This window comes from Domibacillus sp. 8LH (assembly GCF_038806185.1).
GTDB classification, from domain to species: domain Bacteria; phylum Bacillota; class Bacilli; order Bacillales; family Domibacillaceae; genus Domibacillus; species Domibacillus indicus_A.
Genome location: NZ_JAVJNG010000022.1, coordinates 1 through 25,104, shown reverse-complemented (window position 1 = coordinate 25,104; position 25,104 = coordinate 1). Strand labels below are relative to the sequence as shown.

The following is a 25,104-nucleotide window of genomic DNA, read 5'->3' as shown; positions in this document are numbered from 1 at the left end:
GTTTTTTTATTGCTCTTCTGTTTAGTTGTATAGATGCTTAGATCGAAAAATCCGCCGGAACGAAGACTTTTAACTGGTTTGGACGGACAAACACCGTTTCTCCGGTTTGAATGTCGAGCTCCCGGTACTGTTCCTTCGGTAACTCGGCTTCTAAAAAGCGGTCCGCTTTCTCTTCTTTTAATTCAATATGCACCGTACGGCCAACGGCATGAACGTGTATCACTTTCGCTTCCACAGCATCCTCTGCCGGCTTTTCCCGCTCAATGACAATGTCATGCGGCCGCACATAAGCAAGCGCCTGCTGTTCAGTGTCTGCTTGATTTCCATTTCTCCACTGCCCGTCTTCAAGTCGGCCATGAAATACATTTACATTGCCAAGGAAATCATACACAAACGGGCTGTTCGGCTGCTCATACACTTCTTCCGGGCTGCCGATCTGCTCAATCCTGCCTTCATTCATAACTACAATGCGGTCCGCAACATCTAAGGCCTCTTCCTGGTCATGCGTAACGAAAATGCTTGTGATATGAAACTCGTCATGGAGGCGGCGCAGCCACCGGCGCAGTTCCTTGCGCACTTTTGCATCAAGTGCACCAAATGGTTCATCTAAAAGAAGCACTTTCGGTTCCACGGCCAGGGCACGTGCTAGTGCTACACGCTGGCGCTGGCCGCCTGACAGCTGGGCTGGATAACGATCTGCAAAAGCTTCAAGCTTCACAAGTGACAAGAGCTCCGTTACTTTTTTCTTGATGTCTTTTTTAGACGGGCGCTCTCTTTTAGACCGTACCCTGAGACCATATGCGACATTGTCAAAAACAGTCATATGTTTAAACAGAGCGTAATGCTGAAACACAAAGCCGACTTTCCGCTCAGTGGTGCGAATATGGGTTATTTCTTCATTTCCAAAAAAGATCACGCCGTCATCTGCTTCTTCAAGACCTGCAATAATACGAAGAAGAGATGTTTTACCGGAGCCGGATGGTCCAAGCAGTGCCACCAGCTCTCCTGTTTGAATATCAAGGTTGATATTTTTCAGCGCTTCAAAAGAGCCGAATGTTTTAGATACTCCCTTTATTTGAATACTCACCTTCTGCTCCTCCTTCAGCCATGCTGGCCGGACTTCCATTCCACAATATTTTTCAAGATCAGCGTCACAATAGCCAAAATGGACATCAAAGATGCCACCGCAAACGCGGCAGAAAATTGGTACTCATTGTATAATATTTCTATATGCAGCGGCATCGTGTTGGTTAATCCGCGAATATGGCCGGATACAACCGATACGGCTCCAAATTCACCTACTGCCCGCGCATTGCACAAAATCACGCCGTATAATAACCCCCATTTTATATTGGGAAGCGTAACGAGCCAGAATGTTTTCCAGCCATTCGCCCCTAGAGTAAGAGAGGCTTCTTCTTCCGCGGATCCTTGTGCCTGCATAAGAGGAATTAACTCACGTGCGACAAAAGGAAACGTAACAAATAATGTAGCCAGTACGATACCCGGTACAGCGAATAAAATTTTAATGTCATGCTGAAATAAGAAATCTCCAAACAATCCGTGTGTACTAAACAACAGAACAAAGACCAAACCTGCAATAACCGGTGAAATAGCAAACGGCAGATCAATCAGCGTAATGAGCAGGCTTTTTCCCCTGAACTCAAACTTGGTAATAGCCCAGGCTGCGGCAAGCCCAAACAGCGCATTGAGCGGAACCGTCAGCACCACTACAAGCAGCGTCAGTTTAATGGCCGAAAGCGCATCAGGGTCGGTAATAGAAGCGATATAAAGCCCTAATCCCTGCTCAAATGCTTTGATAAAAATGGCTGCCAGCGGCAGCAGGAGAAAGAAAAATAAGAAAGCAAGTGCGACAGTAATCAAAAGAAATCGTATCAGAAACGGCTCGCGGGCTGTTTGTTTGACCGCTTGCTTGCTGCCATACTGCAGTGGAATATGTCCAGCCATGGTTTTCCTCCTTAAGAATGTGAATATTTCCGATTCGTCCACCACTGCAAGCCATTAATAAACAGCAGCAATACAAACGAGATAACCAGCATAACCGCTGCAATCGCCGTTGCTCCTTCATAGTCATACTGTTCCAGCTTTGTCATAATCATCAGTGGAGTGATTTCCGTTTTCATCGGCATGTTGCCGGCAATGAACACAACGGACCCGTACTCTCCGAGTGCCCGGGCAAAAGCCAAAGCAAATCCTGTCAGTGCCGCTGGAATAATTTCTGGGACAATGACTTTAAAAAACGTCTGCATCCGTCCGGCACCTAAAATAGCTGAGGCTTCTTCTGTTTCCTGGTCAAAATTTTGCAAAACAGGCTGCACCATCCGGACTACAAACGGAAGACCAATAAACGTTAAGGCAATCGTAATGCCAATGGGTGTAAAAGCCACTTTAAAAGGCAGAAACTGTCCGACCCAGCCTGTTTCCGTGTAAAGAGTGGTGAGTGCAATACCGGCTACAGCTGTTGGTAACGCAAACGGCAGGTCAACTAATCCATCAATAACACGTTTACCAGGGAAGGAATACCTCACAAGCACCCAGGCAATCAGTACGCCAAATACAACGTTGATACAAGCAGCCGCAAAGGAGGCCCCAAAACTCAGCCGGTAGGAAGCGAGAACCCGCGGCTCTGTTACAGCTGCCCAAAAGCCGGACCAGCTCATAGAAGCGGTATTGACAAAAATCATGGCCAGCGGCAGCAACACAAGCAAACTTACATATAACGTTGTAAAGCCGACCGATAAACCGAAGCCCGGCAGTATACTATGTTTTTTCCATTTTGTCTTTCTCATTATGTCACCTGCATCTCCTTAGAGGTAGCTAAAGCGGCGGGCAAAAGCCTGCCGCTTTGAATGCTTACTTCGGCTGATAAATTTCGTCAAACGTCCCGCCGTCATCAAAGTGTTTTTGCTGTGCTTCTTTCCAGCCGCCAAATTCTTCGTCGATCGTGACAAGACTGATGTCCGGGAACTGGTCTGCATATTTTGCCAGTACTTCCTCATTGCGAGGTCGGTAGTAGTTTTCGGCGGCAATTTCCTGGCCTTTCTCCGTATACAGGTATTCCAGGTACGCTTCGGCCACTTTTTCTGTTCCTTTTTTCTCTGCCACTTTATCGACAACGGCTACCGGCGGTTCCGCTAAAATACTTAAAGACGGATTTACAATTTCAAATTTGTCTTTGCCCAGCTCATTTAGCGAAAGATATGCTTCATTCTCCCAGGCAATCAGGACATCTCCAATTCCCCGTTCCACAAAGGTAGTCGTAGAGCCGCGCGCACCTGAATCAAGCACTTCAACATTTTGATAAATGTCACCTACAAACTGCTTAATTTTCTTTTCATCTCCATTAAACTTTTTATCGGCATACGCCCAGGCAGCCAAGTAGTTCCATCGCGCCCCACCGGACGTTTTCGGGTTTGGTGTAATGACCGACACGCCTTTTTTCGCTAAATCATCCCAGTCTTTGATCTGCTTCGGATTTCCTTTCCGGACAAGAAAGACGATCGTAGAAGTATACGGTGTAGAGTTGTCATCAAGACGTGTCTGCCAGTCTTCTGCTGTTAACCCTGCTTTGGCAACTTCATCAACATCCCCGGCAAGCGCCAATGTCACCACATCAGCTTCAAGCCCGTCAATCACGGCGCGCGCCTGTTTTCCTGAACCGCCATGCGACTGCTGAATCGAGACATCCTGGCCTGTTTCATCTTTCCAGTGAGCGGCAAATTCTTTATTAAATTCTTCATATAATTCCCGTGTCGGATCGTAAGACACATTTAAAAGCTCAACCGGCTCTTTTGAAGAAGCGGCTTGGCTGTCGCCGCTTTCCTTTTCGGTATTGCTACCGCATCCTGCCAAAATCGTGGCTGTTGCGGTAATACCCGCTAAAAATGTTAAAGTAAATGGTTTTCTTTTCATCTCCAAAACCTCTCTCTCCTAGTTCGTAATCCATATAAAAAAGGCAGACTGCTTTTAACAAAGAACCGTTAAAAGAGTCTGCCTTCAGTTTGTCTGATCGGCATTTATTGAATTTTTACCTGCTTTGGTTTCTCGTATACTTGGTTTTTTTTTAATGGAAACCGCTGTTTTTCCAGTCGGTCAATTTGAGTAATCTGTGAGTCATGAATGACAATTTCTACTGACCCGTATTCAATTCCCTGCAGTGATTTCACAATCCGTTCGATCCATTGTTCATCAATTTGTTTTTTGGTCATGCTGCATCCCTCCATTTTTTAATCTCGACCTTTTCAGTCGACTTTTGGTCAAAAAAAGCTCCTTTTCATCGCCAGGCCAAACATATTGGATAGAGATTACAAGGAGCCTTCAGTTGTCTGATTGGCGTAGTATGTAGTTTTTTATAACCAAGTATTTCGGTTTGTTTTATTTGAATAATTGGATTATAGCCCATTCAGAAAATGATGTCTACCTGTTTTTTCAAAAAAAATATTTTTCTGAATTAAACAGGAACAATGGGACGCAGCTGTCCTTTTAATAAGTCTTCTAATGTTGTTTGTTCCAGCACGTAAGCAATCGTGTCTCTTACAAGAGCCCAAAGCGGCTTTAGCAAACAGCTTCCTTCAAGCTGACAGGGCTCATAAGCCGTAACACTCGCACAGCTCATTGGAGACAATGGCCCTTCTATTTGCCGGATCACTTCACCAATATTGATCTCTGCCGGCGACTTACTTAAAAAGTAACCACCTTGAACGCCGCGTTTACTCTCGACATACCCAAGCTTCTTTAGACTGAGCAGAATCTTTTCTAAGTATTTTACTGTGACAAGCGTTCCTTCTGATATTTCGCTGATTGGCATCAGCTCTTTCTTTTGCCCAAGCACAATGAGTGCCCGCAGTGCATATTCACCCCGGCTGGAGACCTTCATTTATTTACCTCAATTCCCATTATTTCTATTGGATTTATTCAAATTATATGCATCTGTCCTCACTATGTCTACACTTCAAATAAAAAAGCATCCGGGAAAAAATGTTTTGTACTGTTCTAAAAAATTTTAAGAAAAGAGAAAATGGTTGATTCGTTTTTTTCTTTCATAAGCATTGTTATACTACTCATCATTTGGTTCCTTGTGACAAATCCAGGCTGGGTGGACTACTAAATCAGTACTCTTTCGATTATTCCAATTTTTGCAAAAATAGTGGATTTGGATTTTGGTGGTCGTACTTATGAAAAAATGAGGAAAAGGAAAAATTGAGGAAGTTAAAAAATGAAACGTATACATAACATTTTGGATTGGGGTCAGCTTATTTAACGAAGGTCACAACACAATAGGGCAATATAAAAGCCACTTTAATAAGTGAATGTGCGGGGCGGTCTCATAACGTCCATTAAATAAAAGCAAGTATATACAGGGATTTATTTTTCTTAATGTTTTACAGAGCATTCACCAAGCAGCTTAAAATACCTTTTGCTTTCTTTGATTCCCCCCCCTTCTTTCCACATCCCTATTCTATCTGATAACTTCCTAGCAGCTTGCTTTAAATGGGCAATTTCTCACCCATATATTTTTTAATAATTTGGAAATAATTAAAGAATTTTAACATCCATCTAACTGTAATGAATGAATGAATGATTTAATTAAAGCTCAGTTTGAAACAAAACCAATTATAAGCTATGAGTTCATCTTAAGAAGCAGTTTAAAAGGCAATTATATATTCATAGAATGTTTCTTTATTCGATGGACAGACCATTATTAACGACCTTAAAAGGAACCGCGAGCACGAGTTTTTTTCGTTTGTTGTCTGCCTTAGGCTCCATCAGCTCTCCAAAAAACTTAACGAGCCGGTATTTTCCCGGGGGAAGATCATTTTCTAGATAAGGATCAAGAGAAACCGTTTGCGCAAAAGCTTCCTCCGGACGAATAAAAGAGCCTCCTGTTTGAGGAGCTTTCAATTGAATTGGAACAGAATACCAAACACCGTCCATATTTTTTTCTATGGCAAAACGTTCACCAGGTACAAGAGCAAATTTGCTTTCATTTAAAATTGTAATGGTTAATTCATTTACAGATATTTTATCCTGCTTTTTTTCGATCTTTAATGTGACATCATCTTTTGATTGTGTAATATGCTGGATAGGTGCTATTTTATCCTGTTTTACATCAGCTGTTACCACCTTTTTAAAGTCGCTTATCTGACACGCAGTCAATAAACATACGTTTATGATTAAAAACAGTAAAATAAAATGCTGTTTATTCACTATAAATCCTCCTTCCTTATAGGCATATAAGCCCCTCACTTCGAATAAGATGCAAAGGAATTATTTTAATAGAAGACTGCTTGATAAATTATATGGTTTATTTTTGACTGCCCTGCAGATTGTGCTCATATAATGTAGTTGTATCCTGCTAAAACGGCTGCTGTCCGGTTAATGCCCCAAAGCCGTTTTTCACATTGCCAAAGCCCCTTCTTCTAAGGTTTATCCATACAAAAAAGACAGACCGCTTTTAACAATGTGTGAAAAGAGTCTGCCTTCAGTTGGTCTGATCGGCATTTATTAAACTTTCAACCCCCTTCAATTTTCTAAGGGGAACCGCTAATGTTTGTTTAATTCTTTGCAGTAACTTAGATCTGTTCAATCTATTGCTATTATTTATCGAATTGTTTTTCGGTAAGGTTTACTCCCTCCGCCTTTTTTAAATCTCGGCTATCTAAAGTCGATCTCCAAGTGGAAAAGCCTCTTTTTTAACTGTATTCCAAAACGCTGGATTAACGTTTTCACCAACCTAATTGGCTTTTAATATGATGTATATTCAAGCATTTTGGGCTGATCTATTGAATACTATGATTGTATGCTCTGACGTTATAATATTTGCCTGTTTAAAAAGAATTTCTTCTCAATTATACTGGAGCAGTTAGAGGTATTTGACCTTTTTAAAATTTTCAACTGCCCTTGTGTACCTAACATTTCAAATAAGGGAATTCTCACTGAAAATAATGTATGTTTGAGAACCTACACTGCAGAGTCTTTCGCCAAATACTTTCACTACTTCCCTATGGATAAGCGGCTTAAATCATCGGCTTCTTACTGCATATCCCCACGTTGCATCTCGTTCTCCTGCAAATCACGAATTATTCTCCTGTTTTTCAAAAAAGAAAAATATTTTTTCTCTTATTAAAAAAGACTTCACCTATAGCAAAAAGCTATAGGTGAAGTCTTTGGCTGTTCAATTCTACAAGCAGGATATATGTCGGAGATTACTTTACAACTCTTAAGCGATCGCGTTTCTCTTATATATAGAAAGTGTTTCTTTGCACCTACACACTACTGGATGAAAAACTTCATTCATTTTAAAGCGAGATAACGACTGGCTTCTTCTTTCGATAAAGCCAGCACCCGGTCCAGCCGTTCACTAATTTCAGGCGCCAAAACGTATTCCAGGTCTTCTGTTTTTTCCACTTGTGTATCAAGTACATACACACCGCTTAAAATATTAGTAGCGCCAAGTGCAGATAAAACTGGTTTCAGTGCGTAGTCAATAGCCAGCAGGTGGCCAAACGAGCCTCCAAGAACGAGCGGAAGAACTGTTTTTCCTTCCAGTCCTTTTTGGGGCAGCAAATCAAGGTATGTTTTTAAAATGCCAGTATATGCAGCTTTGTAAACAGGTGTCAGCACCACGACAATATCCGCTTCTTCTACTATTTTATTTACTTTTAAAATTGGCTCGCTATTAAAATTAGCTAAAATTAAATCTTCTGCCGGCAGATCATGAACGAAAATGGTTTCTGTATCAATGCTCTCTTTTTTAAAATAAGATTCTGCTTTATCCAAAATTCCTTTTAAACGGGACTGCTTGCTGTTGCCTCCATAGATAATGGCTGCTTTTGTCATTTTATTCATCCTTTCCTTTTAAATGCTGTAAGCATGGGCATCATGAAGCTTCAGGAACTCCTTTAACTTTTCTGAAAGGCCGCCATGCCCGAACTTCACAAACTTTTGTCCATTGCTCCGAAGCCCTGCTTCTCTTACATAATCCAAAAAAGCCAACATATAGATACGCCGGGATATGACGTTGATAATTCCATAATCATAAAACCAATTGTCGATCGTATTAAGCACCCCTCGGTTAAGCCCATACTGTTTATGGCACCATTCATAAAACCGGGTATTAGGCAAATTAAGAAATGCGCTGTCTTTGAACGGCGCCCTGGCGGCTGAATATAGTTCTTGCATAGTTTACATCCTCCTTTATCTGCTGCAGCAATGTATGAAAGGATGAAAACTTTTGTTCATCCCGAATCCGAAAGAGAGGCACACATTGGATGTTTTTTCCGTAAAGATCACCTTGGAAGTCAAAGAGATGAATTTCTGTGATGCGCTCAAAACGAGAGCCAAATGTCGGCTTTACGCCTATGTTCATAACCCCGTTCAGTAATTCATCTTCAATTTGAACCTGAACGCCGTACACTCCATTTTCAACCCAATCAGGTGACTGGCTGAGGTTAGCCGTTGGAAATCCAAGTTTTCTTCCGGTCTTCATCCCATGAACCACCTCCCCGCTGATCACCGGCTTGCTGATCCATTGTACATACTGTACATCTGCCATGTTTATCACCCTTTCGTTTAAAATAAAAGAGGCCTTTTACGTGAAGCAAATATGCTTTACGTAAAAGGCCTCTAGTGGTCCAGACGGCTCATGTAAGATTTATATTCATTTTAAAATAATTAATCCTATTTGTAAAGTTGGTTTTATAAAAATATGCTTTTCTGTACTCTTTTCCCTATACAGCCAGCTCTTTGTTTACAAGCGGCATGACTTCTTCCGCAAAACGGATAATTTGTTCCTGCTGTTCCGCTTCTTCAAGCGCATCTACGCTGATACTTTGAAATTGATGGCCAAACGCCTGCTGATAGACGAGAATATAGAGGGCTGTAGGGGCCTCGGTTTGACTGTTACTTCTTTTAAAAGAGGCCGGTATTTGCCTTTGCACGATACACCCTCTTCTGTCTAAAGGCGCTTCAGCAAGCTGTATCGTTCTTCAAGTGAGTTCCATTGTTCTTCTTCAGTGATACCAAATAAAGGAGGATGCCTCGGGTTGTTGCCTTTTCCAACCATCAGTTCAAGTCGGCCCTCCGATACATAATCCAGTGTTGCAAAATCTTCTGCAACACGCAGCGGATCCAGCACACTTAAAACCATGACCGTTGTAAAAAGCCTGATCTGAGAGGTTTTAGCAGCAATTCCTGCTAAAACAACCGCTGGTGAAGAAGAAAGAAAAGGTGTGCCGTGCCGCTCTCCTACTCCAAAACCATAAAAGCCTTGTTCTTCGGACAGCACCGCTTACTTTAGCATATTTTGGAATATGTCCTGCTCTGCAGGCACCCGCCCTGTTAAAGGATGAGGCCCGTTGCTCATTAATGAAAACAGCAGAAATTTCATAGCCGTTTTCCCTTTTTCCGTACTCAATTCACCCACTTATTTCAGTGAGCACTGTTTGCTGGAGCAAAAGCTCTTTTGCGCTATGGTATAAAAAATAAGCCGCTTCTATAAGCGCTGTTTCATCTACTGTAAACGAAGGGTGATGCCAATCCTCGTCTCCATTTGTACCAAAGAACGCGAAGACACCGGGTGTATGCTGCAGGTAATAAGCAAAGTCTTCTCCAGCCGTTGAAAGTTCTGGTTCCATTACTTTTAAACCGTATCGCTCTGCAGCGACCCATGCCGCTTCTGCCACAGCGGCATGATTTATGAGCGACGGCGGTCCCTCAAACCAGTCGATAGCCGCTTCACTTGAGAACGCACCTGTTATTTGTTCCGTTATAGCATAAAAGCGTTCTTTTACCTGTGTACGGATTTCGGGGTCAAATGTTCGTATTGTCCCTTCAACCGTGACGGTTTCCGGCAGCACATTCCATGTATTTCCTCCTTCAATTCTTGTGACACTTACTACTGCACTTTCCAGAGGCGATATGCTGCGGCTGACAATCGTCTGAAGAGCTGTAATCAATTGAGCAGAAGCGGTAATAGGATCATGCCCGTTTTGTGGCAGCGCAGCATGCGCGCCTTTTCCTTTTATGACGACTTTAAACCGGTCTACTGCCGCCATTAACGGCCCGCTTTTAATGCCAATGGTCCCCACCGGCAGATCAGGCTTGTTATGAAGGCCGATAATCGCATCTACGTCCTTCAGCTGGCCATCACGTAGTACTTTTTGGGCACCGGCCCCATATTCTTCTGCCGGCTGGAAAATCAAGCGTATTTTCCCTCTCAGTTCAGCCTGTTCCGCTTTTAGTAAGTAAGCTGCCCCAAGCACAGCCGCTGTATGAAAATCGTGCCCGCATGCATGCATTTTGCCGGGGATACGGGAACGATATGGCAGATTCGTTTGTTCCTGAATAGGCAGGGCGTCAATGTCAGCCCGAATCGCAATCGTGGGTCCGGGATGGGTTCCTTCTATATCGGCAAATACGCCAGTCTCTAAAACGGTCGGCCGCACTTTGATTCCTCTTTTAAGCAACTGGCTGGCTATGAATTTCGTTGTTTCAAATTCCTTCTCTGACAATTCCGGAAATTGGTGAAGATGGCGGCGTATCTGAATAAGATCCTTTTCTAACGTCATCCGGTTCAAGCCATTCGCTCCTTTCTGTTAAATCGTATCGAAAGCATTTTACATGCACATCCCGGTTAAAAAACTCTTTTGAGTGGTCCCGCTTAAAGCCGAGCCATTCATATAATTGAATCGCTTTTTGCATAATGTCTCCCGAGTGAAGATAAAGGTGAGCGGCTCCCTGGCTTCTCGCATATAAAAGGCTTTCTTTAAGCAGAGCTTTCGCTACTCCCTGACCGCGATCTTTCGGGTGCACGGCTAGCAGCCGGACAATTGGGGCTTGAATATCAAGCTCTGGACGCTCATAGGCTGCTTCAGCGTTTTTGAACAACTGCAGCGTCCCAACCGCTTCTCCATTCTGCTTTGCAACTAAGATGCAGGCAATATTCGGGTTATCGACTGACCTGCTGATTTGTTCAATATAGTTCCTCCAAGCTTCTTTATCTGTAAATTCTTTTTCATATTGATGGTAGCTTTCTAATAATAATCTCCGTACAGTTTCTTTGTCCGATTCTATTAGCTGTTCAATTTTCAGATGAATCATTTTCATCTTCCTCCTTTCTGAAGGACTCATTTATCGGCTTTTGTGATATCTTCATTCTCTTCTTCAGCAGCAGCTGTTTTACTTTTTCTTTGTTTATTTATTTCGAATGACGCTTCTAAACCATTCTCCAGCTCTTCCCGGTATTCATACGACATGACCTGCAACTCCCTTCGGCAGAGTATTCGGATTTTTCTGAAGCTGCACCTGTGGCTGCTGCAGCAATAATTCATCCGTTTCACCAGACAGCCGCCGTAAAAAGCGTTTTGTCCGTTCTTGTTTTGGTTTTTGAAAAACTTCCTCTGGTGTTCCTTCCTCGACAATCATCCCCCCGTCCATGAAAAGAACGTGATCTGACACTTCACGTGCAAAGCTCATTTCATGGGTAACAATCACCATCGTAATGCCTTCTTTCGCGATACTTTTAATGACCGCCAGCACTTCTCCTACCAGTTCCGGATCAAGTGCGGAAGTCGGTTCATCAAATAAAATCACTTTTGGATTTAAAGCCAGTGCCCGGGCAATCCCGACTCGCTGCTGCTGCCCTCCGGAAAGCTGGCTCGGATAATGATTGACTTTATCTAATAGACCCACTTTTGCCAGTACCTGCTCACTTCGCTCTCTTGCTTCCGCTTTTTTTACTCTTTGAGCGGTGATCAGGCCTTCCATCACATTTTCAATCACCGTTTTATGGGCGAATAAATTGTAATGCTGAAAAACCATAGCTGACTGCCTGCGCAGTGCAATCACTTCTTTTTTCTTGGCTCCCTGTGCCCCAATGGTCACGTCACCCACTTGAATGCTCCCTTCATCCGGCTGTTCCAGTAAATTCATGCATCTGAGCAAAGTGGTTTTCCCGGATCCGCTCGGTCCAAGGATTGTAACGACCTGCCCTTTTTGAACCGCCATGCTAATCCCTTTTAGTACTTCCTGCTGGTGAAAGGTTTTTTTAATGCCCCTTAGCTCAATCATTGAACTCCTCCTTTTGCAAAAGCCGTTGCTTTTTTCTCAACGAAAGATGAAACACTCTCTGCCAGGATCGTCAGTATCCAGTAAATGAGGCCTGCGGCAATAAAAGCTTCTAGAAACTTTAAGTTGGTGGATGCGACAATGTTCGCCGCTCCCGTCAATTCTTTTTGAGAGACAATAAAAGCGATGGAAGAGGTATGCAGAAAACCGATAAAAATATTCGTCAAATTGGGGATAGACTGCGCAAGTGCCTGCGGCAGTACAATCCGCTTCATCATTTGAAACGTACTCATCCCGACAGAGTACGCGGCTTCTATCTGTCCTTTAGAAACACTTAAAATACCGGACCGAATAATTTCTGATAAATAAGCACCCGCACTTAAGGACAAGGCCAATAAAACAAATACACTAATCGGGATTTCTTCAGAATGTGCTTGCAGGCCCAGCTTTCCTGCAGCCGAGTCGATCAGCATCGGCAGCCCGAAATAAATAAGCATCACATGCATGATAATGGGCGTGCCTCTTAAAAACGATACATAGCCATTCGCAAGAGCCGTAAGTCCTTTTACTCTGTACATTCTTATCAGGGCTACTGCCAGCCCAATGAAAAAGCCGGCCGCCAGCGGAACGGCAGTGAGCATCAGCGTAACAGGCAGGGCCTTGCTGATCTCCTTAAAAGCTGTCCAAATAAATGGAATATCGATTGTCATACTGGTTCCTCCTTTCTCCATTAAGCAGGATGGAATATGGTTCCCTTATAGCGGTTTGCCCGCTTTTCAACGACCTTGAATGCTTTCTCCATCATCCATACAACAATGTAATAAATGATGGAAAGTGAAACATATACTTCCAGTGAATGGGCGGTAGATGCAATTAAGGTTTCCCCGCGCCCGACCATATCCATGACGCCAATCGTAAAAGCAAGAGAAGTATCTTTTAATGAGCCGATCACGGAATTGGCTATGTTCGGAAGAGCGATGCCCCACGCCTGCGGCAAAACGATACGGAAAAAACTTTGGTAGTCTTTCATCCCGACAGACAGTGCTGCTTCTGTCTGACCATAATCAACCGATTGAATAGCACTTCGAAAAATTTCTGAAAAAACAGCACCGTTGCTGATGGCATATGTGATCATCACAAAGTAAACGGCATCCATTCGGGAAACATCGATTCCTGCGAAAAGTAATACAGCCGGTACGCCGTAAAACACCAGGAAAAGCTGAATTAAAATCGGAGTTCCCCGTATGAACGAAACATACAGCATCACCAGCTGTGCAAGAATGGGCAGGCGGAAAAGTCTGGGGACTGCCGCAGCAATCCCTAATACCATTCCGGCCAGGATGGAAACAAATAGAATATTCAGCGTCACACCTAAATAAGGGATAAGTTCCTGAAGAAACCCCCAGACCAAGGTAAGGTCGAATGCTTTGCCCATAGGAATTCCCTCCCTGTTATGATTAAAATTCGACTGTGTAGTCAGCACCCAGCCATTTCTTGCTCAACTCACTGACCACTCCTTCTTTTTTCAATTCTACTAATGCTTCATCAATACGTTGCTGCAGCGTTGTTTCATCTTTACGAAGCAGGAAATAAACTTTTGAATTCAATAAAGGCTCTCCTACTACTTTTTGCTGGGCATCTGCCTGTTCATTTAAAAAGTCCACGGCAAACGGAGTCGTAATTGTGGCATCCGCACGTCCAGTTCGGATTTGGTTCGTTGTGTCGTCCGCTCCCTGTCCGGAGTAGACAATCTCAATGCCGGCATTATGTTCCTTATTATATTTTTCAAGGAAGACGGCTGAATTGCTTGTAGCGCTAACCACTGCTTTTTTTCCTTTCAGGTCCTGAATAGAGTGGATATCTTTGTTTTTTTGATTGACGGCTACATGAAGCGGAAACACGTTGTATGGTTCTTTATTAAATAGAAACTTCTCCTGACGTTCTTCATTTACTTCCATCTGATGGGCAATAAAATCAATTTTGTTTGTTTCAAGGCTTAATAAAAGATTCGAAAATTCCATCGTTTTAAATTCAAAGTTGTATTCAGGAAGTTTTTTATCGATTTCACGAACAAGTTCCACATCATAACCGGTCAGCTTCCCGTTTTCATCTAAAAAGCACACGTTTGGAAACTGGGTCCCTGTGCCGATGATAATCGTTTTCGCCTTCGAAGAGGACGTTCCGCTGCCGGCTTCCGCTTCTGTAGTGCCGGCATTTTCTTTTGGCGAGCAGGCTGCCATTACCGCTGTCAGTAAGAGTGCTAAAAGGAATACAACATATTTTTTCATCATTCTTCTCCTGTCTGCACCTTACGTGCTGGTGATGGATTCTCTTTTCTCAATCAGTTCATACAAAGATGGATTTAATATTTTTCGAAGAAACACAATGTTATCTCCTTCATGCACTTTTTCTTTAAATGCTTTGTAGCCGCGCCTCTCATAAATTCCAACCAGCCAGGGGTGGCGCGTTGCGGTCGCCAGGTACACAGCAGGCGCTTTGACCTGTTTGGTCAGAACCTCCTCTTCCACATAAGACAGCAGTGCTGACCCTACTCCTTTTTGCTTAAAATCCGGATGCACGGCAAACCACCAAATAAACGGATAAGTCTCACGACCTGGATCAACCCATGGATAACGAACCGTTACGGTAGCCGCTATTCTTCCACTCTTTTCAAGCAGATAGGTGGCATTTTGAGTAAGATTGTGAAGCACAAGCTCCCTGTCCGCATGGGCAGCGGAGAAATGAATGTTCAAATCCCGAATAGGCTGATACGCTTTCAATGTGAGATCCAAAATGGCATCTGCATCTTCTGCAGATGCCAGCCGGATAAGATGGGTCATTTCAAACACTCCTTTTAACTTATTATTCTCATCTATTTAGTCAGTTTAAAGTGATAAAAATTCTTCGGACTCAGCATGGCGGGCAATCGCTTTTTTTATATGGTCAAGGCCTACCTCTGTAATTCCTTCATAGATGCCGTTTTTCCCGATTTCCACAACTGGAACGTGGCGCACACCATACTTTGTTTCTAAAATATCCCGGCGGTCGTCTGCTTTGGTGACGTCTACTGTCCGAAAAGGAATTTGTTTTTTCTTCAAGTATTCTTTTACTTCCCCGCAATAATGGCAGCCTTCTTTAGACCAGACAACGACTGATAGTGATGTTGACATAACTATTTCCTCCCTTAAACGGTTTGTTTTGTATAGCGATTTTCTTTAAACGGCAGTCCTAAATTGCCGCGCAGTGTATCCGCTTGATATTCTGAGTCATAATATCCTTTTGATTTTAAAATCGGCAGGACGTGATCAATAAAGTCTGCCAGCCCGCTGCTTAAAACGGGTAAACCGAGAATAAAACCATCCGCGCCTTCCTGCTCTGCCCATTGAATGAGCTGGTCAGCCACCTGCTCATATGTGCCAAACAGGGCACTTTTCGGTGTTGTCACTTGAAGTGCCACTTCCCGAAGTGTCAACTTGTGCTTGCGTGCACGTTCTTTAATTTTATCTGTTGTGGATCGGAAACTGTTTTGGCCAACCGCGCCGATCTCCGGAAATGGTTCATCAAGCGGATACACACTAAAGTCAAAGTGGTCAAAAAAGCGGCCTAAATAATTCAGTGCTTCATCAATGGAGACCAGGCTTTGAATCGCACGATACTTTTCTTCAGCTTCTTCTACTGTCGCTCCCATAACCGGATAAATGCCCGGGAACACACGGATTCCCTCCCTGTTCCGACCAAACGCTTCCGCTCTTTTTTTCACATCCCGATAATAAGCCTGTGCCTGCTCTAATGTTTCTGCATTGGTAAACACAGCGTCTGCTTCTTTTGCGGCCAGGCTTTTACCTGCTTCCGACGCGCCTGCTTGAAAAATAACCGGCTGTCCTTGAGCAGACCGCTCAATGTTCAAAGGTCCTTTCACCGAAAAGAAGGTTCCTTTATGATTTAAGGTATGCAGCTTTTGCCGGTCAAAAAATTGTCCGGTTTCCCTGCTGCGGATAAAAGCGTCGTCTTCCCACGAGTCCCATAGCCCTTTTACGACCTCAAGGTATTCTTCAGCAATTTCATAGCGAAGTGCATGCGGCGGGTGCTGCTCCTTGCTGTAGTTTTCTGCCGATCCTTCCAGCGGCGATGTCACGACGTTCCAGCCAGCCCGTCCTCCGCTGATTTTATCCAGTGAAGCAAATTGCCGTGCCACCGTAAACGGCTCACTATAGGAAGTCGACAGTGTTCCAACTAAACCGATCTTAGAAGTAACGGATGCAAGAGCCGACAAAATCGTAATCGGTTCAAACCGGTTTAAAAAATGCGGAATCGACTTTTCATTGATATAAAGCCCGTCAGCCACAAAAGCAAAGGTAAATCCTGCTTCTTCCGCTTTTTTAATGACCGATTGGTAGTATGCCAGGTTCACACTCGCATCTGCTGGTACGGACGGGTCCTTCCATGCATTCATATGCCCTCCCGGCCCATGCAGCATAATCCCAAACTGAATGTGTTTTTTACGAGACATATTCTTCCCTCTTTTCACTGAATAGTTCGATGGGGCTTAGCAGCTGGAAGGACTGAAAACGAGCCCTTCTATCCTCGATTGGCGTATGAAGAATAAACTCTTCAACTCCATATGCTTGATGATAATGAGTGAGCACTTCCTGAATGTAATCTGGTGTTCCGGCTACTGTGCTTATTTTTTGTTCTTTTATTTGGAATGCCTCACCCGACTCCCGGCCGAATTTCTCTGCCTGTTCAAATGATTGAACCGTTACGCTGCGTCCGCTTTTTAAAAAGACTTTATGAACAAGCTGGTTTTCCACCCTCTCTTCTGCTTCTTTCTGGCTTGAAGCCGCAAAAACCGATAATGCCATCACAAGTTTGCCTTTCTTTTTCTGTTTTTGATATGCTTGAGCCGCTTCTTCCCAAATACTGATATCACTGTTAATAAATTGGGCAAAAACGTAATTCCAGCCGTTCTTTGCAGCCAGTTCTGCACTGTTAGCGCTGGCACCAAGCAAATAATAGTCAGGCCGCTCTGGCGGATTAGGGTTGGCTTTTACTCCTGAAAGTGGATGGCCCTCTGGGATGGTATTTTCTAGAATTTGCCCAAGCAGCGTCAGCCTTCCTTCAAAATCATGCCCGTCATTGACGGTTCCATATTGAAGTGCTTTTGTGGAAAGCGGAAGCCCGCCCGGAGCTTTCCCAATGCCAAGGTCCACCCGTCCTGGCTCTAAAGAAGATAAAGCATTAAAATTCTCCGCCACTTTGTAGGGGCTGTAATGCTGCAGCATCACGCCACCCGATCCGATTCGGATTTTATTTGTTTTAGCCAGCAAATAGGCAATCAGCACCTCTGGCGATGAACCGGCCAGCTGCTCCGCGTTATGATGCTCTGACACCCAAAAGCGGTAATATCCCCACTTTTCTGCACTTTGTGCCAGCTGAACAGTATGCCGCAAGGAGTCAAATGCACTTTCATTTTCAAAGATCGGGCTTTGATCCAGTAAACTAATTTTGTATGCCACTTTTGTTCCCTCCTTATTCATAGTTAGTTGGTAAGATTAATCAGCTTTCGGTGATTGACACTTATCCTACCACCCGGATATTGAAAAAGAAATGCTTTTGCCGATAGAAAGATTTATTGTTTTCATTCAAAAAGTTAATGAATGCTCAACTGCTGGCCGCTTCCGCTGAATATACCGGCAAAGTGCTGGACAAATTCCCATAATGGCGGCGGTTCGGTCCCGTAATAGGCACCATATATATGCTGTTTTAACTGAAGAAGATGAGACGCTTCAGCTTCAATTAACTCTCCTTGCTCCAGTTCATTTTTTATGCATAACGAGGGTAAAAAACCGATGCCCGCTCCGCTTTTAATCAGGGATTTGGCTACTTCCAGATGCCCGACTTGAAATTCAATACGCGGCTTTACATGGGCTGCCTCGAAAATTTTATGCACCCTGTTCCAGTCAAAAGCGCCGCATTCAAAAAACACCATTGGCTCCAACGCTAACTCTGCCGCTGAAATATCCGTTCTTCCAACAAAGGCATGCCCCGGCAGTGTCACCAGCCGGACTGAATTGTCCAGAAGAGGCTGCTGCGCTAACGCATCATGGGCAGCTTCCTTCATAAAAGCAATGTGCAATTCTTTGCGTAAAAGCTTTTCAACAAGCAGATCATTGGATGCCGATACAACAGTAAAGCGCCAGTCAGGGAACGCTTCCTTCCATAACGGCAATGCATGCGGAAGAAAGTATTGAGAAGAAATCAGGTTTGCGCCAATCACACATTCTTTCTGGGCAGATTCCCTCCGAAGCAGCTTTTTGGCCTGCTCGTATGTTTGAACAATTTGCTCCGCATATGGCAGAAACTCTCTTCCCTTTTCCGTTAATGAAACGCCTCTTCCGCTCCGGTCAAACAGCTGCTGTTCCAGCTCGCGCTCTAGTGTTTTGATACGCGCTGTCACTGTGGGCTGTGATAAAAATAAGGCGTCCGCCGCTTTATGAATACTATTAAAATGAACTGCATATATAAAGGCTTCTAGGTGATCAATATTCATCCGGTTTCCTCCCCGCCCAAATGTATAGAAAAAGCGCCTGAACGCATTCGTGCATTCAGGCGCTTTTGGCTGACCAATCAGCGGCTTATTTTTCCCATATAAGGTCAGAGCTATTTTGTTCAGCTGCTTTATTTATACTGTATGACTTTTAATTTTTCCAGCTAAAATGCTATTGCCGATCGTTTCTCCAACATTTCCTCTTGAACGCCCTAAATCTTCACCTTGGCCAAATGAAAGAAGTGGGAAGACAAGCTCTGCAAATCGATATGATTCTTCCAAGTGAGGATATCCAGAAAAAATAAAACTTTCAATTCCGAGGTCTTGATACTCTTTTATACGAGCCGCAACCGTTTGAGGATCCCCAACAAGTGCTGTGCCGGCACCACCGCGTACAAGCCCAATTCCTGCCCATAAGTTCGGGCTTATCTCAAGATCTGCCTCTTTCCCTTTTCTATGAAGCGCAGCCATCCTGCTCTGTCCAGCTGAATCATGACGGCTTAGTTTTTGCTGGGCTTTTTCTATAACTTCATCATCTAAGTGAAAGATCAACCGATCTGCTGCCGCCCACGCCTCTGCATTCGTTTCGCGTACAATTACATGAAGGCGAATGCCAAACCGGACTGTGCGCCCTTCTTTTTGAGCCTGCTGGCGTACACTGTCAATTTTTTCTTTAACTTGAGCCGGCGGTTCGCCCCATGTTAAATACACATCCGAATGGGCAGCTGCTACCTGCTGGCCAGCAGGTGAGGAGCCCCCAAAATAAACAGGTGGTGTCGGCTGTTGAACCGGTGGGAATAATAATTCGCCGCCTTCTGATTTTAAATAGTTCCCGTCATAATTCACCGTCTCACCCTTCAGCAGACCGCGCCAAATTGTTAAAAATTCATCCGTCGCCTCGTAGCGTTCATCGTGTTTAAGAAACAGGCCGTCTCCTGCAAGTTCAACAGGATCACCACCAGCAACAACGTTAATAAGCACACGCCCGTTGGATAAGCGGTCCAGTGTAGACGTCATACGTGCAGCAACAGATGGCTGCATTAAACCCGGACGCAGTGCTACCAAGAACTTCAGCCTTGTAGTCTCTGCTGCGAGTGCAGCCGCAGTAAGCCACGGATCTTCGCATGATTTTCCAGTTGGAAGCAGTACCCCTGTGTAGCCAAGCCGGTCAGCCGCTTGGGCCACTTGTCGAAAATACGTATGGTCTGCTTCTCTTCCGCCAATATCTGTTCCTAAATAACGACCGTCACCATGTGTTGGAATAAACCATAAAATTTCCATTTATCTCTCTCCTTTATTAGTTAGTTCCTTGAAAACTGCTACGCCACTTTAATAATTTCCGTTCAAGCAGTCTCACAAATGAATCTGTTAATTTTCCTACGACTGCAAAAATGATAATCCCGACAAAAACCTTTTCTGTCTGCGAAAACTGGCGGGCATCCATAATCATGTAGCCCACACCAGCACTCGATCCCATCAACTCTGCCACTACAAGGCCAAGCCATGCAATCCCAAGAGACAGCCGAACACCAAGTAAAATGTTTGGCAGCGCAGCCGGCAGAATAAGGCGTGTAATTTGATGGCGCCAGCTGAATTCCAGCACACGCGCTACATCAAACAGCTTGGCATCTACACCTCGAATACCGAGAAATGTATTAATATAGATAGGAAAAAACGCACCAAGTGCAATTAACAGCACTTTTGATAACTCATCAAACCCGAACCATAAGATAAAAAGCGGCGTGACGGCCAAATGCGGAACAGTCCGCAGCATTTGCAGGGATGGATCCAAGTAGGACTCTGTTTTTTTGGAAAATCCAACGAGGATGCCAAATAAAAGACCCAGCCCGCCGCCCAGCAAAAATCCGCCAGCTGCACGTGCGATACTAATTTTCATATTCGCTGCCAGCTCTCCCGACACCGTTAAATCCCAAAAGGATAAAAGAATGGCCAGCGGCGTCGGCAGCACGGTCGCCGAAATCCAGCCGGCACTTCCGGTATACTGCCAAAGTGCCAGAATAATAATCGGAACGACAAATCCTTTCAGCCACGGAGGAACCGTCCTGGCTTTTTTCGTTTTTTCCGCTTTTTCCTGGGTGCTTAGTTCGGTGTATACGGCTGACTTCATTTTTCTTCCTCCTTCTTCACCTTTTCGATAAATTGATTATCCACTACTTCGGATACATCTATTTCTTTATCAATCACACCAAGCTTGTATTGGAAATCAGCCGTTTCCTGCTGGGTTTCTATAATGTCTTTTGTGATGGGTTCATTTAAAGGCTCGGTATTGTTTAGCACACTTTCCACCACGTTTTCATCCAATTCTTTTAGCTTTGCATAGATGGACACGGCTTCGTCTCGGTTCTTTTTCTGCCATTCAACCGTTTTGTTATAAACAGAAAGGAATTTCTCTACTTGTTCCGGGTGCGCCTCTGCGAACTCACTTCGGACGAGCGTAAAGCCTGGTGAGTAGGAGTGCAGCGTTTCGCCGTTGGCTAAAATCTCCGCCCCATTTTCAATGGTCTGCAGTGAGATAAACGGTTCCCAGATCGACCAGGCATCCACCGATCCATTTTCAAATGCCGGCATTGCTTCATCCGGCTGAAGCTGAATGATTTCCACATCGTCTGGTGATACACCCGCATCTTTTAATGCTTTATGCAGGAAGGCAAAGCCGCTGCTTCCCTTTGCCACCGCTACTTTTTTCCCCTTCAAATCTTTAATCGATTGAATGGAACTTCCCTTCTTCACTAAAATCGCGTTGGCTTTCAGTCCATCCTGGGAAAGGGCAATTTCTTTAAACGGAACATCCGCTGCCTGCCCCCCAATAACCGGTGAGTTACCGACTTGCGAAAAGTCCAGCTTGCCTGCTGCCAGCCCTTCAAATTGAGGGGGCCCGCTTTGAAACTCGGTCCATTTCACCTTTATGCCTTCTTTTTCAAATTCTTCTTCAAACCAGCCTTTTTCTTTTGCAATCCAAAGCGGGCTGAGGCTTTGTTGAATGCCGATGTTGATCTCTTTTACTTCCTGCTGCTCACCTGACGTTTTCGCGGAGCATGCAGCTAAAAGGAATGATGCGATGATTAAAAACAGCCACTTCCTCATGATGTTTCCTCCTTCGAGATCTGTTCTTTTACTGATTCAGCTTACTTGGCTTCTTCAGATCCCTGTTTTACTTTTTCAATAAATTGATTGTCTACTACTTCCGAAACATCGATCTTTTTATCAATCGCACCAAGCTTGTATTGAAAATCAGCTGTTTCCTGCTGTGATTGAATAATCTCTTTGGTAATCGGCTCATTCAGTGCTTCTGTGTTATTCAGCACATTTTCTACGATTAATGGATCAAGGTCTTTTACTTTTGCGTAGATGGCAATGGTTTCTTGCTTGTTTTCTTTTTGCCATTGAATGGCTTTATCATAAACTTGAAGAAATTTTTCTACTTCTTTTGGGTAACTGTCTGCGAACTCGCTGCGCACAATGGTGAATCCCGGAGAATATGTATCAATGGTTTCACCATTTGCTAAAACCGTTGCTCCATTTTTAAGCGACTGCAAAGAAACAAACGGCTCCCAGATCGCCCAGGCATCGACCGATCCATTTTCAAATGCCGGCATTGCTTCATCCGGCTGCAGCTGGATCATCTCTACGTCATCTGGGGATACTCCCGCATATTTTAACGCTTTGTGCAGAAAGTCAAAGCCTCCGCTTCCTTTCGCAACGGCTACCTTTTTCCCTTTTAGGTCCTCAATGGATTTGATTGGGCTTCCCTTCTTGACGATAATCGAGTTGCCCTTGCGTCCTTCTTCCGTAATCGCAATTTCTTTAAAAGGCACACCTGCCGCCTGCCCGCTGATCACCGGTGAATTCCCCACCTGAGAAAAGTCAAGCTTGCCTGCTGCCAGCCCTTCAAACTGGGGCGGCCCGCTTTGAAACTCGATCCAGTTTACTTTCACGCCTTCTTCTTTAAACGCTTCTTCAAACCAGCCTTTTTCCTTGGCAATCCAGATCGGGCTGAGGCTTTGTTGAATGCCGATATTGATTTCCTTCAGTTTTTTTGTCTCTCCTTCTGTTTCCGCGGAACATGCGGCTAACATCCATACACTTAAAACAAGCAACAGCCATTTTTTCACCTGGACTCCTCCTAAATCTCCGTGTTCTTTTTTAAACAGATTGTTCGGTTTTTTCAAATTCCTCTAATACTTTCTGGCGTAAATGTTGAAAGGATAAGGACGTACGGTTTCTCGGAAACGGCAGCCCGACTGGCATCCACTTTTGAATACGGCCTGGTTTCGCCCGCAGGATGGCCAGTTGTGTCCCCAAATAAATCGACTCATCAATATCGTGCGTCACTAAAATCATCGTAATTTTTTTTCGCTGCCAAATATCGACCAATACATCCTGCAGGTGCTTGCGGGTAAACGCATCAAGCGCTCCGAATGGCTCATCAAGCAGGAGAATTTCCGGCTCCCGAAGCAGTGCTCTGGCAATCGCTACCCGCTGCGACATCCCTCCCGACAATTCGGCTGGGTATGTTTTTTCATTACCGGTCAGCCGGACAATATCAATGAGTTCCTGTACTTTCGCTTTCACGCCCGGATCACGCAAATTCAAGTCTGCCGCGATGTTCTGCTCCACCGTCATCCAGGGAAACAGACGGTGCTCTTGAAAAATAAATCCCTGGCTGATGCCTGGTTTTGTCACCTTGCGATCATGGACCGTCACGCTGCCACTGTATGAAGTATCAAGCCCGGCTGCAATTTTTAAAAGCGTACTTTTGCCGCATCCACTCGGCCCAATAACCGTTAAAAATTCTCCGCGCTCAATGTCCAGCCGTATATCTTCAAGTACAACTGCCCGTTTGTCATTGGATCCAAATGCTTTTTCTGCTACCTGTATAGAAACGACCATGTTTTCCTCTCCTTCAATAAAAATAGCTCCCTGCCAAAAAAAGCAGAGAGCCTTCGGTTGTCCGATCAGCTTTTATCCAATTGTCTACTCCATCATGCCGCAGTCGCTTTCCATTGCCATCAACCCTTTCTATTTAACAAAAAAAGCACACGCCTATAAAAAAAAGGCGTGTGCTTTCAGCTGTCTGATCAGCACGTGGGATATAAGGTTTGCTAACACGTTTTATATCCGATTAATTATATAAGAATTATCATAAATGGTTGTTAGCTATTCGTCAACCACTTTTTGATAAAAATTTAATTCTTTTTAAATTACTCACTTCGCTCTTTTAGCAAAAAGAAAGACCAGCTTATATGTACATTAAAGTACAAGCTGGTCCTTTTTTATCGCATTACCGGCCAGAAGACTCCTTCAAATTGCATAGCAATTAGTTGGAATGGTTCACTTTGTCCCCGATTTCGCCAGCATAACAGTAGAAGGGGATTTTCTTTTACTTTTATGTGTTGCATATAAAGCCATTCCAGTAAACAAACAACCTCCCACAATATTGCCTAATGTAACAGGGATTTGATTCCACAACCACCAATCGGCAAGAGAAATATTGGCTCCGAAAAAAATTCCAGCTGGAATCACAAACATGTTAACCACCGCATGCTCAAACCCTTGAGCGAAAAAGATGAAGATGGGCAGCCACATGGCAATAATTTTTCCCCCTACGCTGCTTGATGTCATAGCCATTACAGCACCCAGCGCTACCAGCCAGTTACATAAAATAGCCTTTGTAAAAACGATGGCAAGTCCAGATGGTCCAAGTGCTGCATATCCAATTGTTTTGGCTTCAGCTGTTTTAACAATTTGTTCAATCACCGACTGGTCTGCTGCATGATGAAAAGACACATAATAAAGAAAAGCATAAAATAAACAACCGAGTAAATGTCCAATAAATACCCAAGACCAGTTTGATAGCATTTGCTGAACTGATGCTTTTTTCTCAATTACACTAAGTGGAATAAGAGCAAAATTACCAGTCAACAATTCCAATCCAAGCAAAATGATTAAAACAAACCCCGCTGGAAACAGTAATGCCCCAATAATTCCAGTCTCTGTCTGTTCTGTTGCCGTCATAGCGAGTGTAACAGAATAGCTTAAAAAAACACCGGAAAGTGCGCTGCGGATCAGCAAATCTTTTACAGATAAATTCGCTTTCACTGCTCCAGCGTGAACCATATTTTCTACGACCTGTTCGGGTTTCACAAAACTCATTGCTTTATTCCCCTCTTAAATAAATTCCTTTTTTATATAAGTAGAAATACGTCGTCATTTTCAATAACAGCTTTATAAGTAGATACACAGCCGGTATCCGGCGCCTGCACTTTACCATCAGTTGTGCAAATTTTCCAGTCATGCATCGGGCAGAAAACATGCTCGCCGCTGACAATTCCTTCTGCGAGCACCCCGCCTTTATGCGGGCAGCGATTTTCAATCGCTCTGACCGTGCCATTTCCAAGTTTAAACACAGCCAGTTCCAGCTCTCCCACCCGGACGGTTTTTCCCATTTTCTC

At 44.0% G+C, this 25,104-nt stretch carries 30 protein-coding genes and 1 pseudogene; all 31 read right to left on the bottom strand.

Translation table 11 applies throughout. The features are described 5' to 3' along the window. Positions 1-37 precede the first annotated feature (37 nt). Positions 38-1,087, bottom strand: coding sequence for a sulfate/molybdate ABC transporter ATP-binding protein (locus tag RG959_RS18915; protein WP_342798456.1), 1,050 nt, complete (start codon positions 1,085-1,087; stop codon positions 38-40). A 14-nt stretch (positions 1,088-1,101) separates the two neighbouring features. Continuing rightward, on the bottom strand, positions 1,102-1,965 hold the full coding sequence (gene cysW, locus RG959_RS18910; protein WP_342798455.1) for a sulfate ABC transporter permease subunit CysW: 864 nt from the start codon (positions 1,963-1,965) through the stop codon (positions 1,102-1,104). 11 nt (positions 1,966-1,976) lie between these two features. Further along, positions 1,977-2,807, bottom strand: coding sequence for a sulfate ABC transporter permease subunit CysT (gene cysT, locus RG959_RS18905; RefSeq protein WP_315691182.1), 831 nt, complete (start codon positions 2,805-2,807; stop codon positions 1,977-1,979). A 64-nt stretch (positions 2,808-2,871) separates the two neighbouring features. Continuing rightward, positions 2,872-3,930 carry a sulfate ABC transporter substrate-binding protein gene (locus tag RG959_RS18900; protein WP_342798493.1) on the bottom strand — a complete coding sequence of 353 codons (1,059 nt, stop codon included), beginning with the start codon at positions 3,928-3,930 and terminating at the stop codon, positions 2,872-2,874. Positions 3,931-4,034: 104 nt separating this feature from the next. Continuing rightward, a complete protein-coding gene (locus RG959_RS18895; protein WP_315691183.1) occupies positions 4,035-4,226 on the bottom strand; it encodes a YezD family protein in 192 nt (63 codons plus the stop codon). 242 nt (positions 4,227-4,468) lie between these two features. Next, positions 4,469-4,894 carry an RrF2 family transcriptional regulator gene (locus RG959_RS18890; RefSeq protein ID WP_342798454.1) on the bottom strand — a complete coding sequence of 142 codons (426 nt, stop codon included), beginning with the start codon at positions 4,892-4,894 and terminating at the stop codon, positions 4,469-4,471. A gap of 803 nt (positions 4,895-5,697) precedes the next feature. Then, positions 5,698-6,225 (bottom strand): immunoglobulin-like domain-containing protein, encoded by a 528-nt coding sequence (locus tag RG959_RS18885; protein ID WP_342798453.1) that lies wholly within the window; start codon positions 6,223-6,225, stop codon positions 5,698-5,700. 1,086 nt (positions 6,226-7,311) lie between these two features. Continuing rightward, on the bottom strand, positions 7,312-7,857 hold the full coding sequence (gene ssuE / locus RG959_RS18880) for an NADPH-dependent FMN reductase (protein WP_342798452.1): 546 nt from the start codon (positions 7,855-7,857) through the stop codon (positions 7,312-7,314). An 18-nt stretch (positions 7,858-7,875) separates the two neighbouring features. After that, positions 7,876-8,199 (bottom strand): hypothetical protein, encoded by a 324-nt coding sequence (locus RG959_RS18875; RefSeq protein ID WP_342798451.1) that lies wholly within the window; start codon positions 8,197-8,199, stop codon positions 7,876-7,878. Next, positions 8,144-8,572 carry a riboflavin kinase gene (locus RG959_RS18870; RefSeq protein ID WP_342798450.1) on the bottom strand — a complete coding sequence of 143 codons (429 nt, stop codon included), beginning with the start codon at positions 8,570-8,572 and terminating at the stop codon, positions 8,144-8,146. The genes RG959_RS18875 and RG959_RS18870 overlap by 56 nt, the downstream gene beginning before the upstream one ends. Before the next feature lie 175 nt (positions 8,573-8,747). After that, the gene (locus RG959_RS18865) at positions 8,748-8,957 is read right to left on the bottom strand and encodes a hypothetical protein (RefSeq protein WP_342798449.1); all 210 of its coding nucleotides are present in this window, start codon (positions 8,955-8,957) and stop codon (positions 8,748-8,750) included. Beyond that, positions 8,888-9,406: pseudogene (locus tag RG959_RS25625) on the bottom strand (LLM class flavin-dependent oxidoreductase); the annotation flags it as partial. The gene RG959_RS18865 and the pseudogene RG959_RS25625, both read right to left, overlap by 70 nt. Positions 9,407-9,434: 28 nt before the next feature. Beyond that, positions 9,435-10,586, bottom strand: a complete 1,152-nt coding sequence (locus RG959_RS18855; protein WP_342798492.1) for an amidohydrolase — start codon at positions 10,584-10,586, stop codon at positions 9,435-9,437. Next, complete coding sequence (locus RG959_RS18850; protein ID WP_342798447.1) at positions 10,510-11,118, bottom strand: GNAT family N-acetyltransferase; 609 nt, start codon at positions 11,116-11,118, stop codon at positions 10,510-10,512. Before RG959_RS18850 ends, RG959_RS18855 begins: the two co-directional genes overlap by 77 nt. A gap of 26 nt (positions 11,119-11,144) precedes the next feature. After that, a complete protein-coding gene (locus tag RG959_RS18845; RefSeq protein WP_342798446.1) occupies positions 11,145-11,273 on the bottom strand; it encodes a hypothetical protein in 129 nt (42 codons plus the stop codon). Further along, positions 11,263-12,087 (bottom strand): amino acid ABC transporter ATP-binding protein, encoded by an 825-nt coding sequence (locus RG959_RS18840; protein WP_342798445.1) that lies wholly within the window; start codon positions 12,085-12,087, stop codon positions 11,263-11,265. The genes RG959_RS18845 and RG959_RS18840 overlap by 11 nt, the downstream gene beginning before the upstream one ends. After that, positions 12,084-12,794 (bottom strand): amino acid ABC transporter permease, encoded by a 711-nt coding sequence (locus tag RG959_RS18835; RefSeq protein WP_342798444.1) that lies wholly within the window; start codon positions 12,792-12,794, stop codon positions 12,084-12,086. Before RG959_RS18835 ends, RG959_RS18840 begins: the two co-directional genes overlap by 4 nt. A gap of 20 nt (positions 12,795-12,814) precedes the next feature. Continuing rightward, positions 12,815-13,519 (bottom strand): amino acid ABC transporter permease, encoded by a 705-nt coding sequence (locus RG959_RS18830; protein ID WP_342798443.1) that lies wholly within the window; start codon positions 13,517-13,519, stop codon positions 12,815-12,817. Between the two features lie 22 nt (positions 13,520-13,541). After that, complete coding sequence (locus tag RG959_RS18825) at positions 13,542-14,372, bottom strand: amino acid ABC transporter substrate-binding protein (protein ID WP_342798441.1); 831 nt, start codon at positions 14,370-14,372, stop codon at positions 13,542-13,544. A 21-nt stretch (positions 14,373-14,393) separates the two neighbouring features. Then, positions 14,394-14,924 (bottom strand): GNAT family N-acetyltransferase, encoded by a 531-nt coding sequence (locus tag RG959_RS18820; protein WP_342798440.1) that lies wholly within the window; start codon positions 14,922-14,924, stop codon positions 14,394-14,396. Positions 14,925-14,969: 45 nt separating this feature from the next. After that, a complete protein-coding gene (locus tag RG959_RS18815) occupies positions 14,970-15,254 on the bottom strand; it encodes a glutaredoxin family protein (protein ID WP_342798439.1) in 285 nt (94 codons plus the stop codon). Between the two features lie 14 nt (positions 15,255-15,268). Beyond that, a complete protein-coding gene (locus tag RG959_RS18810) occupies positions 15,269-16,594 on the bottom strand; it encodes an LLM class flavin-dependent oxidoreductase (protein ID WP_342798438.1) in 1,326 nt (441 codons plus the stop codon). Next, positions 16,584-17,600, bottom strand: a complete 1,017-nt coding sequence (locus tag RG959_RS18805) for an LLM class flavin-dependent oxidoreductase (RefSeq protein ID WP_342798437.1) — start codon at positions 17,598-17,600, stop codon at positions 16,584-16,586. Before RG959_RS18805 ends, RG959_RS18810 begins: the two co-directional genes overlap by 11 nt. A gap of 134 nt (positions 17,601-17,734) precedes the next feature. Beyond that, complete coding sequence (locus RG959_RS18800) at positions 17,735-18,634, bottom strand: LysR substrate-binding domain-containing protein (RefSeq protein WP_342798436.1); 900 nt, start codon at positions 18,632-18,634, stop codon at positions 17,735-17,737. 132 nt (positions 18,635-18,766) lie between these two features. Then, positions 18,767-19,912 (bottom strand): FMNH2-dependent alkanesulfonate monooxygenase, encoded by a 1,146-nt coding sequence (gene ssuD / locus RG959_RS18795; RefSeq protein ID WP_342798435.1) that lies wholly within the window; start codon positions 19,910-19,912, stop codon positions 18,767-18,769. A 16-nt stretch (positions 19,913-19,928) separates the two neighbouring features. After that, the gene (locus tag RG959_RS18790) at positions 19,929-20,759 is read right to left on the bottom strand and encodes an ABC transporter permease (protein ID WP_342798434.1); all 831 of its coding nucleotides are present in this window, start codon (positions 20,757-20,759) and stop codon (positions 19,929-19,931) included. Next, the gene (locus tag RG959_RS18785; RefSeq protein WP_342798433.1) at positions 20,756-21,736 is read right to left on the bottom strand and encodes an aliphatic sulfonate ABC transporter substrate-binding protein; all 981 of its coding nucleotides are present in this window, start codon (positions 21,734-21,736) and stop codon (positions 20,756-20,758) included. The genes RG959_RS18790 and RG959_RS18785 overlap by 4 nt, the downstream gene beginning before the upstream one ends. Positions 21,737-21,777: 41 nt before the next feature. Further along, a complete protein-coding gene (locus tag RG959_RS18780) occupies positions 21,778-22,728 on the bottom strand; it encodes an aliphatic sulfonate ABC transporter substrate-binding protein (protein WP_483298906.1) in 951 nt (316 codons plus the stop codon). A gap of 67 nt (positions 22,729-22,795) precedes the next feature. Next, positions 22,796-23,542: an ABC transporter ATP-binding protein gene (locus tag RG959_RS18775; RefSeq protein WP_342798431.1), complete on the bottom strand. Its 747-nt coding sequence runs from the start codon at positions 23,540-23,542 to the stop codon at positions 22,796-22,798. 441 nt (positions 23,543-23,983) lie between these two features. Further along, positions 23,984-24,805, bottom strand: a complete 822-nt coding sequence (locus RG959_RS18770) for a formate/nitrite transporter family protein (RefSeq protein WP_342798430.1) — start codon at positions 24,803-24,805, stop codon at positions 23,984-23,986. A gap of 32 nt (positions 24,806-24,837) precedes the next feature. Then, positions 24,838-25,104 (bottom strand): nitrite reductase small subunit NirD (nirD, locus tag RG959_RS18765; RefSeq protein WP_342798429.1); only part of this gene is annotated, 267 nt, incomplete at its 5' end.

What these genes read in the sequence shown, in the direction of transcription:
- cysW (WP_342798455.1), bottom strand. Translation starts at nt 1,965, where the DNA reads ATGGCTGGACATATTCCACTGCAGTATGGCAGCAAGCAAGCGGTCAAA.
- cysT (WP_315691182.1), bottom strand. Translation starts at nt 2,807, where the DNA reads ATGAGAAAGACAAAATGGAAAAAACATAGTATACTGCCGGGCTTCGGT.
- RG959_RS18900 (WP_342798493.1), bottom strand. Translation starts at nt 3,930, where the DNA reads ATGAAAAGAAAACCATTTACTTTAACATTTTTAGCGGGTATTACCGCA.
- RG959_RS18895 (WP_315691183.1), bottom strand. Translation starts at nt 4,226, where the DNA reads ATGACCAAAAAACAAATTGATGAACAATGGATCGAACGGATTGTGAAA.
- RG959_RS18890 (WP_342798454.1), bottom strand. Translation starts at nt 4,894, where the DNA reads ATGAAGGTCTCCAGCCGGGGTGAATATGCACTGCGGGCACTCATTGTG.
- ssuE (WP_342798452.1), bottom strand. Translation starts at nt 7,857, where the DNA reads ATGACAAAAGCAGCCATTATCTATGGAGGCAACAGCAAGCAGTCCCGT.
- RG959_RS18875 (WP_342798451.1), bottom strand. Translation starts at nt 8,199, where the DNA reads ATGCAAGAACTATATTCAGCCGCCAGGGCGCCGTTCAAAGACAGCGCA.
- RG959_RS18870 (WP_342798450.1), bottom strand. Translation starts at nt 8,572, where the DNA reads ATGGCAGATGTACAGTATGTACAATGGATCAGCAAGCCGGTGATCAGC.
- RG959_RS18855 (WP_342798492.1), bottom strand. Translation starts at nt 10,586, where the DNA reads ATGACGTTAGAAAAGGATCTTATTCAGATACGCCGCCATCTTCACCAA.
- RG959_RS18850 (WP_342798447.1), bottom strand. Translation starts at nt 11,118, where the DNA reads ATGATTCATCTGAAAATTGAACAGCTAATAGAATCGGACAAAGAAACT.
- RG959_RS18845 (WP_342798446.1), bottom strand. Translation starts at nt 11,273, where the DNA reads ATGTCGTATGAATACCGGGAAGAGCTGGAGAATGGTTTAGAAGCGTCA.
- RG959_RS18840 (WP_342798445.1), bottom strand. Translation starts at nt 12,087, where the DNA reads ATGATTGAGCTAAGGGGCATTAAAAAAACCTTTCACCAGCAGGAAGTA.
- RG959_RS18835 (WP_342798444.1), bottom strand. Translation starts at nt 12,794, where the DNA reads ATGACAATCGATATTCCATTTATTTGGACAGCTTTTAAGGAGATCAGC.
- RG959_RS18830 (WP_342798443.1), bottom strand. Translation starts at nt 13,519, where the DNA reads ATGGGCAAAGCATTCGACCTTACCTTGGTCTGGGGGTTTCTTCAGGAA.
- RG959_RS18825 (WP_342798441.1), bottom strand. Translation starts at nt 14,372, where the DNA reads ATGAAAAAATATGTTGTATTCCTTTTAGCACTCTTACTGACAGCGGTA.
- RG959_RS18820 (WP_342798440.1), bottom strand. Translation starts at nt 14,924, where the DNA reads ATGACCCATCTTATCCGGCTGGCATCTGCAGAAGATGCAGATGCCATT.
- RG959_RS18815 (WP_342798439.1), bottom strand. Translation starts at nt 15,254, where the DNA reads ATGTCAACATCACTATCAGTCGTTGTCTGGTCTAAAGAAGGCTGCCAT.
- RG959_RS18810 (WP_342798438.1), bottom strand. Translation starts at nt 16,594, where the DNA reads ATGTCTCGTAAAAAACACATTCAGTTTGGGATTATGCTGCATGGGCCG.
- RG959_RS18800 (WP_342798436.1), bottom strand. Translation starts at nt 18,634, where the DNA reads ATGAATATTGATCACCTAGAAGCCTTTATATATGCAGTTCATTTTAAT.
- ssuD (WP_342798435.1), bottom strand. Translation starts at nt 19,912, where the DNA reads ATGGAAATTTTATGGTTTATTCCAACACATGGTGACGGTCGTTATTTA.
- RG959_RS18790 (WP_342798434.1), bottom strand. Translation starts at nt 20,759, where the DNA reads ATGAAGTCAGCCGTATACACCGAACTAAGCACCCAGGAAAAAGCGGAA.
- RG959_RS18785 (WP_342798433.1), bottom strand. Translation starts at nt 21,736, where the DNA reads ATGAGGAAGTGGCTGTTTTTAATCATCGCATCATTCCTTTTAGCTGCA.
- RG959_RS18780 (WP_483298906.1), bottom strand. Translation starts at nt 22,728, where the DNA reads ATGTTAGCCGCATGTTCCGCGGAAACAGAAGGAGAGACAAAAAAACTG.
- RG959_RS18775 (WP_342798431.1), bottom strand. Translation starts at nt 23,542, where the DNA reads ATGGTCGTTTCTATACAGGTAGCAGAAAAAGCATTTGGATCCAATGAC.
- RG959_RS18770 (WP_342798430.1), bottom strand. Translation starts at nt 24,805, where the DNA reads ATGAGTTTTGTGAAACCCGAACAGGTCGTAGAAAATATGGTTCACGCT.